Source organism: Leucobacter sp. cx-328 (genome assembly GCF_014530035.1).
GTDB lineage: Bacteria > Actinomycetota > Actinomycetes > Actinomycetales > Microbacteriaceae > Leucobacter.
On record NZ_JACVMX010000003.1, the window covers coordinates 139,610 to 157,030 of the forward strand.

The following is a 17,421-nucleotide window of genomic DNA, read 5'->3' on the forward strand; positions in this document are numbered from 1 at the left end:
AGACGTCAGATATGGAACACCCAGCTGAACAGCACCGCGATAACACCGCTCTGCCGTGGACTCGGTATGTTGCAGTCGGCGATTCTTTCACCGAGGGAGTTGGCGATCCAAGCCCCGATAGCCCGGGCGGGTTGCGGGGATGGGCGGATCGCTTTGCCGAGGTGCTCCACGAGAAGAATCCGGAGCTCGCCTACGCGAACCTCGCGGTGCGCGGAAAGCTGATTCAGCAGATCATGGATGAGCAGCTAGAGCAGGCGCTCGAGCTGCGTCCAGATTTGATCAGTGTGTGCGCTGGCGGCAATGACGTTATCCGCCCCGGCACCGATCCTGACGAAGTTGCTGAGAAGCTTGAGCGCCTCATTGCCAAACTCAAGTCGGGCGGCGCAACGGTCATCGTGTTCACGGGTGTTGATGTTTCGTTCCAGCCGGTATTCCGATCGATCCGCGGCAAGGTCGCCATCTTCAACGAGAACGTGCGCAAGGTTGCCCAGCGACAAGATGCGATTGTTGTTGATCAGTGGGCAATTGAGGAACTGCAAGATAGCCGATACTGGGCTGGTGACCGCCTGCACATGAACGCGCTCGGACATCACACGATCGCGCGCGCGACGCTTGCCGCACTGAATGTGCCGAACGACCTTGAACCGCTCACTCCCCCGGCGCTTCCCGAACGCAGCTGGCGTGCGGCGCGCAAGGATGACGTGGTGTGGGCAAAGGAGCACCTGGTGCCCTGGGTCATTCGCCGGCTGAAACATGTTTCTTCCGGCGACAACATCGTCGCTAAGCGTCCCGAGCCTGGCATTCCGTTGGCTCCCCAACCACCGCAGGCGTGAGACGCGGGCGCGCCGAGAATTTTCGGTGCATTTCCTGCGGGTGCGCGGTAGGTTGAAGACATGACGAACCTCACGAAGCAGCTCGCAGACGCCGTCACCAAAAATGGCGTGAGCGCAGCATACGGCGATCCCATTGATGTTGACGGCACGACGATCATTCCGGTCGCGTGCGTCTCTTACGGCTTCGGCGCAGCTGAGGGCGATGCAGGCGACACTGATACCAAGGGTGAAGGCTCGGGCGGTGGCGGCGGCGGATCATCGATTCCCGTCGGTGCCTACGTGACCCGCGACGGTTACACCCGTTTCGAGCCGAACATCATCGCGCTCCTCACGATCGGTGTTCCGTTCGTCTGGGTTGCAGGTCGCGCGCTCGCTCGCGTTATTCGCGCGTTGAAGAAGTAACTCCGGGCCAAGTCCAGGCCTCCCGCGGCAGCGTCTGCGGATCAAAGCGTTCAAGGAGCAGGTCAGTGGTGACCTGCTCCTTTTCGTTTGCCAAATCGAGTGAGACTGCGAGTGCACCGAGTACCTGGCCATCGGTAATTCCCTGCTCGCGCAACTGCGGCAGCGTTACCGCACCGTCGCGCTTTGCAAGGCGTTGTCCGGTCGGCCCGAGCACGAGTGGCACGTGGGCGTACTCCACCGCCGGCGGCGTCGGCAAGCCCAGAAGCTGTTGCAACAGAATCTGGCGAGGCGTCGAGGGCGCGAGGTCTGATCCGCGCACCACCTGATCGACCCCCATTGCGGCGTCATCAACGACAACAGCGAGGTTGTAGGCGACAGTACCGTCCCCGCGCACGAGCACGAAATCGTCGATGTCACCCCGAACATCGCCCAGCATGACGTCGGTAAAGCTCAGCGAGGTCATCCCCTCCGGGGCGCGCAGTCGAAGTGCCGGGAACCTGGGAGCGATCGCAGCGCGTGCCACGGATCGTTCCGCATCCGACCGATCGCGACAGGTACCGGGGTACGCGCCAGGCGGGGCGTGTGGCGCGCTTGGCGCCGAGAGAATGTCCTTACGTGTGCAGGTGCACTCGTACACCAGGCCGAGCGCCTGTAGCTTGGCGATCGCGGCGGCGTGATCCGCGCCCCTGTCGGTCTGCAACACGGCAGGACCGTCCCACTCGATGCCCAGACTCGCGAGGTCGGCGAGCTGCTGCTCCCCCGTTCCAGCATCACGGGCCCGGTCAAGATCTTCGATGCGCATGACAAACGCACGCCCGGTCGAGCGGGCGAAGAGCCACGCGAGGAGCGCCGTGCGGAGATTTCCGAGGTGCAGATCGCCAGATGGGCTCGGGGCGTATCTACCAGCACCACGGAGGGCATCGCTCATCGTCATGTTCCCAGTTTCTCACGGCACCGCGTCGCAGCGAGTGCGGTGCGCCCTGCGTCGATAGGCTGCAAGCAACCAATGAGGGGGAAATAGTGGATCCACAGGCACTGCACACTGCACTCGGCAATCGATTCGTGACCGAGGGCGAGGCCATCATCACACACGCGCTGGATTCCTCACGTGCCGCATTTACCGGGACTCCCCTCGGCGTCGTGTTCGCGGAGTCAACCGCAGACGTCTCGACCGCGCTCGCATGGGCGAACGCGCACGCGGTTCCCGTCAGTGTGCGCGGCACTGGTACCGGTCTCACCGGTGGCGCAGTGGCGTACGATGGCGGACTCATTATCTCGCTCGAGCGGATGACGCAGATCATTGAGATCGATCCGGCTAACCGCATTGCAGTGGTTGAAGCCGGGGTGATTAATGCGGATCTCACCTCAGCGTGTTCCGAGCACGGACTGTTCTTCCCGCCCGACCCCGCGAGCTCCCGAATCAGCACCATCGGCGGCAACATCGCCACCAACGCCGGCGGCCTGCGCTGCGTCGCTCATGGCGTCACGAGTGACTGGATCGCGGGCCTCACAGTTGTACTTGCGGACGGACGCATTATGCAGACCGGCGCACGCACCCGAAAGAACGTCGTCGGCTATGACCTCACGAGTCTGTTCACTGGCTCCGAAGGCACACTCGGCATCGTCACGGAAGCAACCGTGCGCCTGAAGCCACTGCCAGAGGGTGTACCTGTCACGTTCTGGGCAGACTTCGACTCCGTCGGCGAGGCTGGCGATGCCGTCGTAGCCATTGTGAACAGTACCGCCGGCCCAGAGGTGCTTGAACTCATGGATGCGTTCAGCGTCGAAATCATTGAGTCTTTCAACCCCACCGGGATCCGCGTCCCCAAAGGCGCGCTCCTCGTCGGCCAGACCGCAGGCTCTGACGCCCTCGCGGCCGCAGAACTCATTTGCACAATCGCCAAGGCCTCAGGCGCCGTCGATGCAGGAATCGCCGCAACGGACGCCCTCATCGAGGCGCGACGCCTCTCCAACCCAGCGCTCAACGCACGCGGCCTGAAAATCTCCTGCGACGTCGGCGTCCCCGTCTCCTCCCTCGCAGAGATGTTCCGCGGTGTCGAAGCGCTCGCCGCAGCACATGGAATTCGGGTGTCGAGCGTCGCGCACGCTGGTGACGGCAATCTGCACTGTACGGTGGAGTCCCCCGACACCCCAGCTGGCATCGCCGCCGCAGATGCGCTCATTGACGACATCACGCGCCTCGCCCTGTCGTTCCACGGCACCATCACGGGCGAGCACGGCATCGGGTCGGTGAAGCAGCACGAGGTGTCGTGGCAGCTCGACGAGGTCGCCCGAGACGTGCAGTTCGCCATCAAGGGTGCGCTCGATCCGCGCAATATTCTGACGCCTGGCCGCGGCATCTAAATTGGTTCACCGGAACGCACGCGCAGTGGTCCACGCTGAGACCCGGTGGGAAAATCGAGCCATGCGAATGCTCTCAATTCAGTCCGCCGTCTCGTACGGTCACGTTGGCAATTCGGCAGCGGTCTTCCCCCTGCAGCGCATCGGCGTTGAGGTCATGCCCGTTTCGACCGTGTGCTTCTCGAATCACACCGGGTACGGCTCATGGGGCGGCCCGATGCTTACCGGCGACAACGTGCGCGACATCGTCGCGGGAATCGAAGATCGTGGCGGCCTCGCGGGAGTTTCTGCGGTCCTTTCGGGCTACCAGGGCGGCGACGATATCGGCGACGCAATTCTCGACGCCGTTACCCGCGTCAAGAAGCACAGCCCCGAGGCGATCTACGCGTGCGATCCCGTACTGGGCAACGCCGTTTCGGGATGCCACGTTGCGCCAGAAGTGCAGGCGCTCATTCGTGATCGCGTCGTCCCCCACGCCGATCTCATCACGCCGAATCAGTTCGAGCTCGGCTTCCTGACTGGCACTTCGCCTGACACGCTTGAGTCGACCCTCGCATCGATCGATGCTGCAATGGCCATTGGCCCCAAGTATGTACTCGTCACCAGCGTCACCTACCCTGAGCAGGCGGCCGATTCGATCTCGATGATCGCGGCAACCGGTGAGGGCGCCTGGATGATCACGACCCCCCGCCTGCCCTTCAAGGCAAACGGCTCTGGCGACGTCACCGCAGCGCTCTTCACCGCACACTTTGCACGCACCGGCGACGCTGCAGATGCGCTCGCGCGCACCGCTTCTAGCGTTTACACCTTGCTGGAGAACACCCTCAACTCGGGTGAGCGCGAACTGCAGCTCATCGAGTCGCAGGAGGCATATGCGAACCCGAGCATGCAGTTCGCGGTGGAACAGATCCGCTAAATACCCGCGCGGCCGAGAACGATCCCCGCGATCGCACACGCGACGGCTGCAACCATCATGCCAACACCGTTCGCGAGCGCCGCACCATATCGGCGCTCGCGAATGAGGTGTACCGTGTTGAGACTCGCGGTACTGAAGGTCGTGTAGCCGCCGAGCACACCAGTTCCCAACAGGAGCATCAGTGGCGCCGACGACGCGAGACCCACGAGCAATCCGAGCAAGAACGACCCAGTGAGGTTCACGATCGTGATACCCACTGGATAGTGGGCGCGGATCCGTCCCTGCACAAGCGTGTCAACAACATGGCGAAGCACCGCACCGATGCCGCCGCCAAGGGCGACACTGCCGAAGGCGAGGAGTGCACTAGGCATGATCCGCCCCAATCTCAGCCTCGGGCTGGCCGCGGCCAATCGCGTCACCGGCAATCATTCCGAGCAGGCTAGCGAGCGCGCCACCGACGAGGGTCGTGCTGGCGTAGATCGCGGCGAGGGTCCAGTTCTGCGCGAGGACGAACTCGCCCAGCTCAACGGCGAGCAGGCTGTAGGTGGTGAACCCGCCGAGCACACCAGTGCCGAGGAAGAGGCGCGCGTTCCGGCGGCCGCCAACGTCTGTACCGCGCGCGCCCAGCCAGAAGGTCATAAGGCCGAGCAAGAACGCGCCCGCGAGGTTTGCCGTGAGCGTCGCGACGGGGATTCCGTCACTCGCTGGAATCACGAGCGAGAGCGCATAGCGTGCCACAGCGCCAAGCGCACCACCGAGCGCAACAAGTGCGATTTCCCGCAGCGGCAGGGCCTGTTTCATAGCCCAATTCTATGTGCCGGGTCTACTGAGTCCTACCGAATGTAGACGTCGAGATGGTTGCCGAAGGTGCCGCGATCGTAGATCTTGCCCTTGAAACCGAACGGCGTATCAACGACCGTTCCCTTCGCCGCGTCACCGGCAAGCACGATATACCCGTCGGCATCTGCTACGTACCCGCCAGCGTTCACATGTCGACCCGGCACTTCAAGACCTTCACCCGGCAACACCTGCTGGCTGTAGTAAGTGAAGCGATAGCCACCCCAGTTCACGACGCCACTGAACAGGAACTGCTCGAGCGTATACAGCGCCCCGTTCGGCTGCGCTGCAGATTCAACGTCTTTCACCGAGGGAATGCGCAGATCGAGCATCTTCTCGGGCCCCTCGGCGACGACGAATGCCTGGACCTGGCTCCCCGCAGTGAGGTCAAATTCTGAGGGAGCCGATGCGTCCGCATGCGTTACTGGCGCAAGCGCGGCAGAGCCGAGCAGCAGCCCCGAAAACGCGACGGCGGCGACAGCCTTACCGCGCGAAAGACGGGGTGCGGTTCCAGATGTCGTAGGCATAATGCGAAAAATTCTACCCGGGAACGCTGGGTGTTCAACGAGGTAGAAATATCTATTTCTCTTATTGCAATTAAGACACCCACATGAAATGATCATTTCACACCATCTAAGGAGCAAAGGAGCTCTCAATGAAACTGAAGTCGTTTACCCCGCTCATCGCAGCAGCAGGTATCGCTTTCGCCATCTCGCTGACCGGTTGCACCAACGCAGCTGAGCAGTCGGCCGGCACTGAAGGTGAAACCGCTGAGCAGTCGACCGGTTCTGGACTTCCCACCGAGCAGATCACCGCGCTCACCGCAAACCCCGAGCTGGTGAAGCTCCTCCCGGCAAACATTGCCGAGGCAGGCGTGCTGCGCGTTGCGACCGACCCTACGTACGCGCCCTTCGAGGTCTACGCAGACGACAACAAGACCGTTGTCGGCCTGGACGCAGATCTCGCAACCTCGCTCGGACAGCTACTCGACCTCAAGATTGAGTTTGTCCCCGCCGGCTTCGACGCGATCATTCCCGGCCTGAGCTCGGGAAAGTATGACATGGCCATGTCGGCGTTCTCGGTCACTGATGAGCGCAAGGCAAACGCTGACTTCGTGATCTACCACCAGTCAGGCAGTGGCGTCGCGGTGCCGACCGGCAACCCCGACAAGCTGTCGATGGATCCGCTGTCACTGTGCGGTAAGACCATCGGTGCAGAGAAGGGCACCACCCAGGGCATGGAGATGCTCCCCGAGTTCAGTACCACTTGCACCGACGCAGGCAAGGAAGCCATCGACATCAAGCTCTTCCCCGGCACAGACAAGGCGATCACCGCACTGTCCTCTGGCCGCGTTGCCGGAGTTGTTTCGGGTGCGACCGGTCTTGGCTACCAGGCAAAGATCACCGGCGCATTCGACCTCGCAGAGGGTGGCGACTACGCATCGAAGCCCACCGGCCTCGTGCTCCCCAAGGGCTCGGATCTCACCCCCGCTATCACCGCAGCAATGCAGGAGCTCGTCACCACCGACGCATACACCGAGGCATTCGCAAAGTGGGGCATCAACGAAAGCAACTACGTCACCCCTGACGAAGTTCCCGTTTCGTAATTTCCCCGCTCGATCGTAAGCACAGAGGTACAAGATCACGATGAGTACATTGGTGGATCCGATGAACGCAACAACTATATCCAAAGCTCCTCCCACAGAGGACTACCCGATTGCCCAGAAGAAGCACCCCTGGCGGTGGATCTCTGGCGGCATCATCCTGTTCTTGATCGGGATGCTGGTGTACTCGGCGATTACGAACCCCCGGTTCCGCTGGGATGTCATCGGCCTATACTTCCGCGATGTGTCCATCGCGGAAGGCATCAAGCTCACCCTGTTCCTCACGATTGTGTGCATGGTTGTCGGCGTCCTGCTCGGCATTGTGCTCGCGGTCATGCGACTTTCGGTCAATCCGGTTATCAGGGGGGCAGCTGGCCTCTACGTATTCTTCTTCCGAGGCACTCCGGTCCTCGTGCAGCTGCTCCTCTGGTACAACCTCGCCGCGCTCTACCCGGACATCACGTTTGGCATTCCTGGCATACACCTCGATGCCAACCAGATCGTCACGCCACTCATGGCGGCGATCCTCGGCCTCGGTCTTAATGAGGCCGCCTACATGTCCGAGATCGTTCGTGCCGGCATTCTCTCGGTTGATCAGGGTCAGTCCGAAGCCTCGGGCGCACTTGGTCTCAACCGCCTGCAGACCATGATCAAAGTCGTGCTCCCCCAGGCCATGCGTGTCATCATCCCGCCGACAGGCAACGAGACCATCGGCATGCTCAAGCAGACCTCACTCGTCAGTGTGCTCGCCGTTTCCGAGCTGCTGTACACCACCCAGGTGATCTACACCAAGAACTTCCAGGTCATCCCAATGCTCATCGTCGCGAGCATTTGGTACATCATCATGACCACCGTATTTACACTCGGCCAAGCATGGCTCGAAAACCGGTATTCCCGCGGGGCAACCCGTACCGTCCAGGTCAGCTGGACCCAGCGAATCCGTAACGCTATGCGCGTCCACGCACCCGAAAGCAACCCGAAGGGTCTCAAGTCATGACCAACCCAGATCTCATGGTGCGCGCTGCAAACGTGCACAAGCACTTCGGTTCCCTCCAGGTACTCAAGGGCGTCGACCTCGAGGTCGGCCGAGGAGAGGTCGTCTGCCTCATCGGCGCATCGGGGTCGGGCAAGAGCACGCTTCTGCGCTGCATCAACCATCTCGAGAAGCTCGATGGCGGCCGCATTTGGGTTGACGACAACGTCGTTGGCTACGAGCTCCGCAACAAGACGCTGCATGAAAAGAACTACAGCGAGATCTGCAAGGACCGCACCCAGACTGGCATGGTCTTCCAACAGTTCAACCTCTTTGGTCACATGACCGTTCTGGAGAACATCATGTTGGCCCCGAAGACAGTGCTGCGCAAGCGCACAGCTGAGATCAAACCTCGCGCATTGGCACTCCTCGAACAGGTTGGCCTTGCAGACAAGGCCAAGGCATACCCGCGCCAACTCTCTGGTGGGCAGCAACAGCGCGTCGCGATCGCGCGAGCACTTTGCATGGATCCCAAGCTCATGCTCTTTGATGAGCCGACCAGCGCTCTCGACCCCGAGCTCGTCGGTGAAGTGCTCAAGGTCATGCGTGACCTTGCAGCCTCGGGCATGACGATGATCGTCGTCACCCACGAAATGGGCTTCGCACGTGAGGTCGCAGATCGCGTGGTCTTCATGCACGGCGGCCAGATCGTGGAGCAGGGACCCGCAGCCGACGTACTCGGAAACCCACAACACGAGCGCACCAAAGCGTTCTTGGCCGCGGTGCACTAGACCTGAGGCCTATGCGACCAGCGGCACGTTCCACTCGCGCGCTGCCCCACTCGCTTGGGTCGCACATTCGCGACAATTCGCCACCAACTGTCCCTGGTCTCTTGGCCAAGGCTGAGCCGCGGCATGCCCGCGCGCGGCCAAACTCAATGAAGAGAATGGAAGAATCACGTGGATCACCTCAAAATCCGACGCACTCTCGGCGTCACGGCTGTGGTTGCGTCACTCGCGGCAAGCAGCCTGGCCTTCGGCGCAGCCACTGCGCTTGCGAACGATACCGCTCCAGCCACCCCGGCGTCCGTCGACACCGGCAAGAAAGGCACCGTCGTCATGATTGGCGGCGCAATCAGCCCGAGTGATGACTCCGGTAACACGGAAGCGATCATGACAGAGATCGTACGACTCGCGCAGGAGCACGCAGGCCCAGGCAAGAAGCCACTCATCGCTGTTTCAACTGCGGCGTCCACGCCCGCAGCAAACGCCATCGAGGCAGCAGACGAGGATGAAGACAACGCATCCATCAACGGCATGGCGTACTACAAGCAGTGGTTCGCAGACTATGGCGCTGATGTCTACCCGATACCGGTTGACGTGAACCCTGGCCTCGACTACGACGGCGACCCGTACAGCGCCGATAACGCGCGCGACCAAGCTGTTGCAAACGAGATCGCGAAGGCTGACGGCGTCTTCTTCGGCGGCGGCGACCAGACCAATTATGTTCGTGCGTTCATGGACTGCACCGGGCCGAGTGCCGAAGCCGAAGCGATCCATGCCTACACGAGCTGCACCGATACCGTTGCGATGACGGCAATTCGCTCCGTTGTCGATAGCGGCGGGGTCACCGGCGGTACGAGCGCCGGCCTTGCGATTCAGCAGGGCAAGGACATGATTTCTGGCGGATCTCTTTACCAGTCGTGGTCAGAAGGCCCTCGCCCAGGCTGGTTTACCGGCGATGACCCCGTGATCGGCGATCCGCTCACCTATGTCCCGTCGGGTGGTTTTGGCTTCTTCGATGAGGGCACGATGGACTCTCACTTCGCACGTCGCGATCGCCAGCCCCGTGTGATCCGCCTCGCGCTTGATCGTGGTCACGAGCTGGCATTCGGCGTCGAGGAAAAGACCGCGCTCATCGTCGATCGCGCGACCCGTCAGGGCCGCGTCATCGGTGCGCTCGGGGCGACCATGCTCGACGTGAGCAATGCGTCATCGGACGGTCAAAACGTGACCGGCGTTCGCTACTCGTACTTCCAGGACGGCTCAACCATTGACTTCGCGACCCGCGAGATCACCCTGCCCGGCGAGATCAAAACCGGTCCCGGCACGGAGACGATCCCTGCAGGATGGTCGCAGGAAGACATCTGGGGTTCGGCCGACTGCAATGACGGCATCTTCGGCACCACGAACGTTATTGAGACGCTCCTCCCGTCGACCGAGTCGACGCTCTCTGGCACTACCTGCGACGCAGGCGATGGCAAGCCCCGGTTTGTCACCACCTTCAACCGCACCGCGAACACTCAGTGGACCACTGAAGGCAGCTTCACCGGTCTGGAAATGACGATCGCGAACCAGGCTTCGTTCGAACTTTCAGCAGCGTCCAATCTGGATAAGGTCATCGCTGGCAAGGAGACCGCCCTGAAGTTCACCATCACGAACACCGGTGGCACGGGCTTCATCAACATCGCCGCCAACGGCGCGGCTGCGGCTTCCGCTCGGGCCGTCGCACCAGTACTGCTCCCCGGCGAGTCTGTCACTGTCACCGCACCCATCAGCGCGAAGCTTGGCGCTCAGGAATTCGTACCGAGCGTGAGCGCTACCCCGAGCACGCTCGACGGTGTTCCCCTCGGTATCGACGCAACCATCGCTTCGAGTGAGGTATTCACCGTAACTGGAGTCCCCGCGAATCCCGTCGCTCCGGTTGAACCCGGGACCAAGCCTGACCCGAATGCCGGTACCGGCGGCGTCGCGACGGGCGGATCAGGCACCATCGCCAAGAATGGCGCACTCGCAAATACCGGCTCTCATGCAACCGCTGGCATGGCCTTCGGCGTCGCGGGCCTCGCACTCGTAGTCGCTGGCGCAGCTGCGACGCTCTTCGGTCGTCGCGCTCGCGTACAGCGATAAGTCTGCTGCAACGTTAGGGGGCTGGGTTCTACATTTCGGTGTGGAACCCAGCCCCCTAACGTGTGTACGCACTTCCCTACTCGGCGATCACCGGGATTCCAGTGAGAACGGCGGCTGCGTCGAGACTACCAAGATCTGTCACCTGCTCAATGCCTGCCGCTTGCAGGAGCTTGACGGCCTGGCTTGAGCGGCTCCCAGAGCGGCAGTACACGTAATACTCCTGCTCCGGATCGAGTGATGCCGCTTGCGCAGCCACTTCGCCCGCGTTGAAGTCAAGCACCGTTGCACCGGTGAGGTGCCCGCTCGCAAACTCCTGAGGGGTACGCACATCAAGTATCACTGCGTCAGCCGGCACCTCGATGGTCTGTGCACTGGAATTTGGTGCTGCGACATCACCTGCGGCTGGAGCGCACCCGGTGAGCCCAACAGCAAGAGCAATGGCGGCGAGTGGGAAGGTGAGCGTGGTGAGCATCTTACGAAACATCGGTCGTCCTTTCGATCGGGGAAATGTGAGTGCCGGAAGCAGGCGCTGCGCAGGTGCCGCCCGCGCAGTACATCGGTGGGCGTCTCGAAAAAAGCGCCTGCAGCTTACATCCCACGCAAATACCAAACGCGACTTCAAGAAACAGGAAGCTCAGGCAAAGGCCACACAACACGAGTGTGACCCACAGCGGAGCTTGAAAAAGCCCCGTGGCCGCGCAGGCGACAACGCCCATCCCATATCCCATCCACCACGCAAAGAGCTTCTGCGGAGCGCCAACCCACTCTGGGGTTTGTCGCCGAACAAACAGTGCACCAAGCACAAGGGAGGGTGCCCATTTCTCGCCCGCCGTCACACGAATGAACATGTCAATAATGAACAACGCCCCGAAAGGCTTCAACGGGTCCGCTGAGCCTGTAGTTGTGGCGACAACGTACAGCACCAGGCCAGGCAGAAACAATAGCCCAGCACCAGCCCGGGCTACACGCTCATTGATCACGGGAATTTTGTAGCCAGGAACCCACGTACCAACCCGGAGAGCACCCTGCTGTACAGGGTCCAAGCTGAGCGAGATATCGCGGTGCGAATGAGTCATAACTGACCTTACGTCTGGTGTGCAAGATTTGCAGGCGTGAGAGCGCCAACACCATCACCTTACTATACCCCCAGGGGTATTTGGCAACAGGGGGGGCAACGTGCTTGAGGAGCCGCCCGAAATGCGGCCACCTCACCACCCAGCGCGATCAGCATACAGCGCGTGGCCTATGCAGCCACAAGCGCCGATTGCAGGAGCACATGGACAGCTGCATCAATCGTCACCAAACGTACTTCACTCACGTCTGACTTCACTTGCGAAAGCGTGTGCACCGCAATCTTGATGGCATCTTCAATAGGCCAGCGATAGATTCCGGAGCTGAGGAGCGGGAACGCCACGCTTTGCGCCCCCAGTTCGCTCGCCACTTCCATCGAGCGGCGATAGCAGGACGCCAGCAGTTCAGGGTCATTCTGCCCGCGGCCATAATTGGGCCCCGGGGTGTGAATAACCCACTTCGCCGGAAGATCACCGGCGGTCGTAAACCCAGCATCACCCGTCGCGAGCCCGTCCGGGAAGCGAGCAATGCACTCTTCCAGAATCGAACGCCCTCCAGCCCGGTGGATAGCGCCGTCAACTCCTCCACCACCACGCATTCGGTAGTTCGCTGCATTGACAATCGCATCAACGTGCTGTTCAGTGATGCTCCCCAGAACTGCGGTAACAGTCGTCATCCACTCACCCTAGAGTTACCCACTGACAATTCAAGGTGCCGAAAAACCAAAAGGCTCCGATCAATCGATCGGAGCCTTTCTTGGTGGCACTGTTTTCCTGCTATGCAAAACAATTAGAACGCCTCACTGCATACTTTGCCTCAGAACCCTCAGATAACCCCGGTGGGGCCACTTCTACTGGCGACAATCAGCGTAAAACCCGTCAGCAGCGCTTCATCTCCAAGAAAGCCACCCAGGAGATCATCGCTGCCTACACTGCCGGAGAATCGACTGTCACTATCGCAGAACGTCTTGGCTGGCGTAGAAACACCATCAGCGGTGTCCTGAAGCGAAACGGTGTCACCATCCGCAGCTCCACACCTGACGCTGCAACGGTTCGCCAGATGATCCAGCACTACACCAACGGCGAATCACTGGCCGCCATCGGCATGCGATACAGTCTCTCCCCGGGCACTGTTGGCTCACACCTCAAGAAGCAGGGTGTGACGCTACGACCACGGCCTGGGTATCTGTAGGGCAGCTAACGGCGGAGGGTGGGGATCTGCGACTCAGTCGCGCAGTTCTTCTAGTTCCGCATGAATCGCTACTGCTGCTTCTTTCAGGTCCGCGATCGTCATGCCCGACACCTTGACGTATTTGTAGACAAAGTCCGGGGCGTAGTGATTAAACTCCTTGCGTCCATTCGGCATCTGCGGCAGATGCTCAGGGAATGAAAAGAATTCAGGGCGTCCCCGACTGACATCATCGCCCAGCGGCTTTGTGGTCGCACCAGACACCAACCCTGTCGGGGTCACCGCGCCCCTTGAGGGGTCACGGCAACCCCATCAGGCTTAATTTAAGAGACAGCGAACCCCGATACCGTCGCCGCGACCGCTGTAGCCATCACCGGGGTCGACGTAACTCGGATCGAAGCCCGCGCTGAAGGCGGTGCCTGGATAGGCCGGGTCGGCAGAAGCCGACCACAAGTAACCCGCGACGCCCTGGCCGTCGAAGCCGTCAACCCAGCCGCCCGAGAACGACCCTCTAAACGGGCCGGAGGGTTGCCACTTGGCTATGTTGGCTTCGCCGCCCCCTGCGTAGTTGCCAGTACCGCCAAAGGCAATGTCGAGATCTCCAAAGTCGTTACCTGAACCTCCACCGCCACTCGGCAGCCCCCAATTCGCTGGACAGATGGAATGCTGAGCGTTGCCGGTGGTGAGGGAGGCTAGCGTTTCTCCGGCAGTTGCTGCTGCGAAGTTGTAGAGATAGCCATAGTTGCCTGGGTCGTTATCGACGGGGCCGTAGGCACGTGGGAGGTCGTATTCTGCGTTACCGCCGGTTGTGAGCTGTGGCAACGTAAAGTTGCTCGCCACATTGCTGTCGGCTGGGGTGAGGGTAATGGAGCTACTGGTCGAGCCGAGCTTGAGGTTGGTCAGCATCCAGCACTTACCGTCAGCGAGTTTGGCTATTTCGTATGTTCTTGTTGTGCCACCGCGGTTGTCAGTGACGGTACGGACAGCGTCGTTGTTACTCCCCGTGAATGTTGGCAAAGCTTGGCACTGAGCTGAGGTGACGTTTTGGATTGGTGAGTTGGCGGCGATTTCAGTACCGCCTCCACCTCCGCCGCCAGCAATGGTGTGACCGGAACAAGCACCGCTCTGGATGGTGCCACTCTCCGTAATATGGAAGGCCTTGCCGTCCTTGGAGGCAGTGGCGCAGAAACCTTGGCCTGAGCTGGTTTGAGAGTACTGAATAGAGTCAGGAAGGCCAGCTGGCTCTGAGCTTGGGTAGGAGCCAGTTTCTGCTTGAGTTATACCGACCTTCTTGGCAGTGGTGTTGAGGTCTGCCTTGAGGGCAGACTCCTTGGCGTTGGCGGTAATGCCGTTGTAGGCAACGAGCGTAATGGCAGCGAGGATCGCAATGACCACCACCACGATGAGCAGTTCCACGATGGTGAAACCACGACGAGAAGAGCCCTGGCGAAGGTGAGAGAGGCCTTGCAGGGGCTGTTGGCCGAGGCTGAAGCCGTGCCCTGCTGCTCGGAGTTGCCTGGTTGGTGATTCATTGGCGTAGTGTGCCTGTGGGGATGTTCCTCTCATGCATGGGGATCCTGCTTATGTATTTTCTGCGCCTCATTGTGCGGGATTCGAGGGAATCGGTCAAGCGAAACAGAGGTCAGTAGACGCAAGGCCCTACGCGGCAATCGAGCGTCTGCATTGGCTCCACCTCAAGACATCTCCGTAGACATTCCGCTCTCCCCGGGGTTCCACCCCTTGCGGCGGGAACCCGCCAGTGTTCCCGCAGAAGGTGGCTGTGACTCCTTGCTATGCATCGGAAGCCCCTCCCGGGCCAACCACGAGGCCGAGAGGCGCGCCTGGACGGGCATGCTGCCGAGATAGGAGCTTGGGCATCGGCTTTCGAGCGTTCGTAGTTTGCTGTAGAGGCTTGCACAGTCGCCGCTGGGCGGCACTCGTTGGTACTGCGCTCTGAGTACATTTTGTGTTCTTCGAGGGAGCAGTGGACAGCCCTCGCCGTGCCGCCAAAGAATGCACTGGACTCTTTCGTCAAAAGAAGCGTCAATGGTGTCATGACTCTGTCTCAGTACACCCCAGGCCCAGCAGTTGCTGCGCCGCCCGTGACCGACCCGTTCGCGGCGTTCACAGAATCCTTTACGCCAAAGCGTGCTGTCTCGTACCTCCGGGTCTCCACTCGCGAGCAAGCAGAACGTGGTGGCAGAGAAGAAGGCTTCTCTATCCCGGCCCAGCGAGATGCCAACAAGAAGAAGGCCACCGCCATGGGAGCCATGGTCGTCAAGGAGTTCGTGGAACGCGGCGTTTCTGGCACCTCCACCAACCGCCCAGCTCTCCAGGCCATGCTGCGCTACCTGGAAGAAGAACCCGGCAGCATTGACTACGTCATTGTGCACAAGGTGGATCGTCTGGCACGCAACCGGGCCGACGATGTCACCCTCAATGCTCGCTTTGACGAGCTCGGCATCCGGCTCGTTTCCACCAGCGAGAACATTGACCAAACTCCGGGCGGCATGCTGCTGCACGGCATTATGTCCAGCATTGCCGAGTTCTACTCCCGCAACCTCGCCAACGAAGTACTCAAGGGCATGACCGAGAAAGTCAAAGCCGGAGGCCACGTCAGCCGTGCTCCAATTGGCTACCGCAACATCCGCACACTGGAGGGTAGCACTGAGACTCGCACCGTCGCGGTTGACGAGCAGCGAGCAGAGCATGTCCGGTGGGCCTTCTCCGCCTACGCCGAGGACGGCTGGACGATTGCCACCCTGGTTGACGAACTCAACCGGCGCGGCCTCACCACCGTGCCAACCCCGAAACTCCCGGAGAAGCCCATGGGGATCCGGCAGGTGCACCATATGCTCACCAATCCGTTCTACACCGGCGTAGTGCCGTTTAAGGGGGCAACGTACCCCGGCAGCCACGAGCCCCTGGTGGACAGCGAGACCTTTGCCAAAGTGCAGACCATCTTGGGGTCACGCCTGACCGGGGAGCGTTCCCGCAAACACGACCACTACCTGAAATCCAGTGTCGTCTGCGGCGGTTGCGGGTCGCGCCTCATTGTGCAACACAGCCGTTCTGGTGGTAACGGTGAGGTGTATGAGTACTACTCCTGTGGCGGACGGCACAACAAACGCACCAACTGCAACTTCCGGTCAATCCAGATCCCGCACCTGGAAGACCTCATTGCGGATCTGTAACGGCGCATCTCGCTCGACCCGCTCCTCCGGCTCCAGATGGAAGCCTTGTTGCGAGCATCCCTCAGGGAGATGCGACGCTCCGAGCACGACGAACGGAAACAGCTGGAAAAGACGAAGCTGCAACTGGAGCGCAAACAGCAGAAGCTGCTTGAGGCACATTACAACGACGCCATCCCGGTAGACCTGCTCAGCCGCGAACAGAAGAAGCTCGACACCGAACTGACCAAGGTCAAGCGGGAACTGGCAGGCCACCAGGCCAGTGCTGACAAGGGTGAGCAGATACTCTCCCTGGCGCTTGACCTCTGCGAAGACATGTTCCAGAAGTACCGCCGGGCACCGGAGCACATCCGGCGGCTCCTCAACCAGCTGCTCTTTGAGGGAATCCGGGTCGTCTTTGACGGAGAAGGCGGCGACTGGGCGGTCGAGGCCGACTACACGCCGGAGTTTATGTTCCTGACTTCTGGCAGCATCCGGACTGCCGCACGTGAGTACGTCGAGAAGACAAACAAGCCCACCCAGAAGGGTGAGCTTGCGAGTGATACCGGTGACGAGGTGGTTATTAACCTGGTCAAAGGTTCTAATAAGAGCTTGATGGTGGATCTAAGGGGATTCGAACCCCTGACCCCCTGCATGCCATGCAGGTGCGCTACCAACTGCGCCATAGACCCAAGTGAAGTCGGACGAATACTCGCCCGACGACTCTCTTACTCTACCTCGAGACGAGCCTCGTGAGCCAATCGCGCACGCTCGAGCGTGTCGTTGACCTCAATGCTCGGGCAATCTCCCCAGAGGCGCTCGAGCTGGTAAAACTCGCGGTCCTCGTGATGGAACACGTGAACGAGCAAATCGCCAAAGTCAAGCAGAACCCAACGTCCACCCGAGCGGCCCTCACGGCGAACCGTGCGAATGCCAGACCTATTCAGTTCGTCCTCGATGTTGTCAGAGATAGCCTGAACGTTGCGCTCGACCGAGCCACTCACAATCAGGAACGCGTCAGCGTAACCGAACTGTTCGGCTACGTTCAAGGCAACCTGATCGGTTGCGCCCTTCGCGTCGGCGGCGAGGACCGCGGTCTCAATGATGGACTCAAGCGGCTGCGTCTCCACTACGGTGACCCTTTCGAAGAAGTGTTTC

The 17,421-nt window shown here is 60.9% G+C and carries 21 protein-coding genes and 1 tRNA gene; 10 read left to right on the plus strand and 12 right to left on the minus strand.

The window, feature by feature from the left end; genetic code table 11:
- Nucleotides 1–11: 11 nt before the first annotated feature.
- The gene (locus ICL81_RS05485) at nt 12–833 is read left to right on the plus strand and encodes an SGNH/GDSL hydrolase family protein (protein ID WP_188033933.1); all 822 of its coding nucleotides are present in this window, start codon (nt 12–14) and stop codon (nt 831–833) included.
- A 60-nt stretch (nt 834–893) separates the two neighbouring features.
- The gene (locus ICL81_RS05490) at nt 894–1,235 is read left to right on the plus strand and encodes a GerW family sporulation protein (RefSeq protein WP_188033934.1); all 342 of its coding nucleotides are present in this window, start codon (nt 894–896) and stop codon (nt 1,233–1,235) included.
- Here the strand turns inward: ICL81_RS05490 and gluQRS are convergent.
- The gene (gene gluQRS / locus ICL81_RS05495; protein ID WP_188033935.1) at nt 1,213–2,169 is read right to left on the minus strand and encodes a tRNA glutamyl-Q(34) synthetase GluQRS; all 957 of its coding nucleotides are present in this window, start codon (nt 2,167–2,169) and stop codon (nt 1,213–1,215) included. The genes ICL81_RS05490 and gluQRS overlap by 23 nt on opposite strands.
- An 86-nt stretch (nt 2,170–2,255) precedes the next feature.
- Between gluQRS and ICL81_RS05500 the strand changes: the two genes are divergently transcribed.
- A complete protein-coding gene (locus ICL81_RS05500) occupies nt 2,256–3,599 on the plus strand; it encodes an FAD-binding oxidoreductase (protein ID WP_353055428.1) in 1,344 nt (447 codons plus the stop codon).
- A 61-nt stretch (nt 3,600–3,660) separates the two neighbouring features.
- The gene (gene pdxY / locus ICL81_RS05505; RefSeq protein ID WP_188033937.1) at nt 3,661–4,512 is read left to right on the plus strand and encodes a pyridoxal kinase PdxY; all 852 of its coding nucleotides are present in this window, start codon (nt 3,661–3,663) and stop codon (nt 4,510–4,512) included.
- On the opposite strand, the gene ICL81_RS05510 is transcribed toward pdxY, so the two are convergent.
- From ICL81_RS05510 to ICL81_RS05520, 3 genes are read right to left on the minus strand one after another with little or no spacing between them, the layout of a single operon-like run.
- Nucleotides 4,509–4,883, minus strand: a complete 375-nt coding sequence (locus ICL81_RS05510) for a CrcB family protein (protein ID WP_188033938.1) — start codon at nt 4,881–4,883, stop codon at nt 4,509–4,511. The two genes, pdxY and ICL81_RS05510, sit on opposite strands and share 4 nt — an antisense overlap.
- A complete protein-coding gene (locus ICL81_RS05515; protein WP_188033939.1) occupies nt 4,876–5,313 on the minus strand; it encodes a CrcB family protein in 438 nt (145 codons plus the stop codon). The genes ICL81_RS05510 and ICL81_RS05515 overlap by 8 nt, the downstream gene beginning before the upstream one ends.
- Before the next feature lie 32 nt (nt 5,314–5,345).
- Nucleotides 5,346–5,876 (minus strand): hypothetical protein, encoded by a 531-nt coding sequence (locus ICL81_RS05520; protein ID WP_188033940.1) that lies wholly within the window; start codon nt 5,874–5,876, stop codon nt 5,346–5,348.
- A gap of 128 nt (nt 5,877–6,004) precedes the next feature.
- On the opposite strand from ICL81_RS05520, the gene ICL81_RS05525 reads away from it, so the two are divergent.
- The 4 genes from ICL81_RS05525 (at nt 6,005) to ICL81_RS05540 (ending at nt 10,834) form a co-directional block, all read left to right on the plus strand.
- A complete protein-coding gene (locus ICL81_RS05525) occupies nt 6,005–6,955 on the plus strand; it encodes an ABC transporter substrate-binding protein (RefSeq protein ID WP_188033941.1) in 951 nt (316 codons plus the stop codon).
- Nucleotides 6,956–7,016: 61 nt separating this feature from the next.
- The gene (locus ICL81_RS05530) at nt 7,017–7,949 is read left to right on the plus strand and encodes an amino acid ABC transporter permease (RefSeq protein ID WP_188034144.1); all 933 of its coding nucleotides are present in this window, start codon (nt 7,017–7,019) and stop codon (nt 7,947–7,949) included.
- Nucleotides 7,946–8,716: an amino acid ABC transporter ATP-binding protein gene (locus ICL81_RS05535; RefSeq protein WP_285895411.1), complete on the plus strand. Its 771-nt coding sequence runs from the start codon at nt 7,946–7,948 to the stop codon at nt 8,714–8,716. The genes ICL81_RS05530 and ICL81_RS05535 overlap by 4 nt, the downstream gene beginning before the upstream one ends.
- Nucleotides 8,717–8,884: 168 nt before the next feature.
- A complete protein-coding gene (locus ICL81_RS05540; RefSeq protein ID WP_188033942.1) occupies nt 8,885–10,834 on the plus strand; it encodes a cyanophycinase in 1,950 nt (649 codons plus the stop codon).
- A gap of 76 nt (nt 10,835–10,910) precedes the next feature.
- On the opposite strand, the gene ICL81_RS05545 is transcribed toward ICL81_RS05540, so the two are convergent.
- The 3 genes from ICL81_RS05545 to ICL81_RS05555 form a co-directional block, all read right to left on the minus strand.
- On the minus strand, nt 10,911–11,318 hold the full coding sequence (locus tag ICL81_RS05545; RefSeq protein ID WP_251381825.1) for a rhodanese-like domain-containing protein: 408 nt from the start codon (nt 11,316–11,318) through the stop codon (nt 10,911–10,913).
- Nucleotides 11,308–11,814, minus strand: a complete 507-nt coding sequence (locus ICL81_RS05550) for a DUF4395 domain-containing protein (protein WP_353055429.1) — start codon at nt 11,812–11,814, stop codon at nt 11,308–11,310. The genes ICL81_RS05545 and ICL81_RS05550 overlap by 11 nt, the downstream gene beginning before the upstream one ends.
- A 263-nt stretch (nt 11,815–12,077) precedes the next feature.
- Complete coding sequence (locus tag ICL81_RS05555) at nt 12,078–12,581, minus strand: O-acetyl-ADP-ribose deacetylase (RefSeq protein WP_188033944.1); 504 nt, start codon at nt 12,579–12,581, stop codon at nt 12,078–12,080.
- Between the two features lie 35 nt (nt 12,582–12,616).
- Between ICL81_RS05555 and ICL81_RS05560 the strand changes: the two genes are divergently transcribed.
- A complete protein-coding gene (locus ICL81_RS05560) occupies nt 12,617–13,096 on the plus strand; it encodes a hypothetical protein (protein WP_188033945.1) in 480 nt (159 codons plus the stop codon).
- Nucleotides 13,097–13,129: 33 nt separating this feature from the next.
- Here the strand turns inward: ICL81_RS05560 and ICL81_RS05565 are convergent, their stop codons facing one another.
- Together ICL81_RS05565 and ICL81_RS05570 are read right to left on the minus strand one after the other, a co-directional pair.
- Nucleotides 13,130–13,375 (minus strand): hypothetical protein, encoded by a 246-nt coding sequence (locus tag ICL81_RS05565; RefSeq protein WP_188033946.1) that lies wholly within the window; start codon nt 13,373–13,375, stop codon nt 13,130–13,132.
- Nucleotides 13,376–13,411: 36 nt separating this feature from the next.
- Nucleotides 13,412–14,659 carry a prepilin-type N-terminal cleavage/methylation domain-containing protein gene (locus ICL81_RS05570; RefSeq protein WP_255498826.1) on the minus strand — a complete coding sequence of 416 codons (1,248 nt, stop codon included), beginning with the start codon at nt 14,657–14,659 and terminating at the stop codon, nt 13,412–13,414.
- A 488-nt stretch (nt 14,660–15,147) separates the two neighbouring features.
- Between ICL81_RS05570 and ICL81_RS05575 the strand changes: the two genes are divergently transcribed.
- Nucleotides 15,148–16,287 carry a recombinase family protein gene (locus tag ICL81_RS05575; RefSeq protein WP_188033948.1) on the plus strand — a complete coding sequence of 380 codons (1,140 nt, stop codon included), beginning with the start codon at nt 15,148–15,150 and terminating at the stop codon, nt 16,285–16,287.
- Here the strand turns inward: ICL81_RS05575 and ICL81_RS05580 are convergent.
- From ICL81_RS05580 to rsfS, 3 genes are all read right to left on the minus strand, one after another.
- Nucleotides 16,243–16,632 (minus strand): hypothetical protein, encoded by a 390-nt coding sequence (locus tag ICL81_RS05580; protein ID WP_188033949.1) that lies wholly within the window; start codon nt 16,630–16,632, stop codon nt 16,243–16,245. The genes ICL81_RS05575 and ICL81_RS05580 overlap by 45 nt on opposite strands.
- Nucleotides 16,633–16,879: 247 nt before the next feature.
- Nucleotides 16,880–16,955: transfer RNA gene (locus ICL81_RS05585), tRNA-Ala, on the minus strand.
- A 36-nt stretch (nt 16,956–16,991) separates the two neighbouring features.
- Nucleotides 16,992–17,393, minus strand: coding sequence for a ribosome silencing factor (gene rsfS, locus ICL81_RS05590; RefSeq protein WP_188033950.1), 402 nt, complete (start codon nt 17,391–17,393; stop codon nt 16,992–16,994).
- Nucleotides 17,394–17,421 lie beyond the last annotated feature (28 nt).

Coding starts and splice junctions, on each gene's coding strand:
- ICL81_RS05485 (WP_188033933.1), top strand. CDS start 12: ATGGAACACCCAGCTGAACAGCACCGCGATAACACCGCTCTGCCGTGG.
- ICL81_RS05490 (WP_188033934.1), top strand. CDS start 894: ATGACGAACCTCACGAAGCAGCTCGCAGACGCCGTCACCAAAAATGGC.
- gluQRS (WP_188033935.1), bottom strand. CDS start 2,169: ATGACGATGAGCGATGCCCTCCGTGGTGCTGGTAGATACGCCCCGAGC.
- pdxY (WP_188033937.1), top strand. CDS start 3,661: ATGCGAATGCTCTCAATTCAGTCCGCCGTCTCGTACGGTCACGTTGGC.
- ICL81_RS05510 (WP_188033938.1), bottom strand. CDS start 4,883: ATGCCTAGTGCACTCCTCGCCTTCGGCAGTGTCGCCCTTGGCGGCGGC.
- ICL81_RS05515 (WP_188033939.1), bottom strand. CDS start 5,313: ATGAAACAGGCCCTGCCGCTGCGGGAAATCGCACTTGTTGCGCTCGGT.
- ICL81_RS05520 (WP_188033940.1), bottom strand. CDS start 5,876: ATGCCTACGACATCTGGAACCGCACCCCGTCTTTCGCGCGGTAAGGCT.
- ICL81_RS05525 (WP_188033941.1), top strand. CDS start 6,005: ATGAAACTGAAGTCGTTTACCCCGCTCATCGCAGCAGCAGGTATCGCT.
- ICL81_RS05530 (WP_188034144.1), top strand. CDS start 7,017: ATGAACGCAACAACTATATCCAAAGCTCCTCCCACAGAGGACTACCCG.
- ICL81_RS05535 (WP_285895411.1), top strand. CDS start 7,946: ATGACCAACCCAGATCTCATGGTGCGCGCTGCAAACGTGCACAAGCAC.
- ICL81_RS05545 (WP_251381825.1), bottom strand. CDS start 11,318: ATGTTTCGTAAGATGCTCACCACGCTCACCTTCCCACTCGCCGCCATT.
- ICL81_RS05555 (WP_188033944.1), bottom strand. CDS start 12,581: ATGACGACTGTTACCGCAGTTCTGGGGAGCATCACTGAACAGCACGTT.
- ICL81_RS05570 (WP_255498826.1), bottom strand. CDS start 14,659: ATGAGAGGAACATCCCCACAGGCACACTACGCCAATGAATCACCAACC.
- ICL81_RS05575 (WP_188033948.1), top strand. CDS start 15,148: ATGACTCTGTCTCAGTACACCCCAGGCCCAGCAGTTGCTGCGCCGCCC.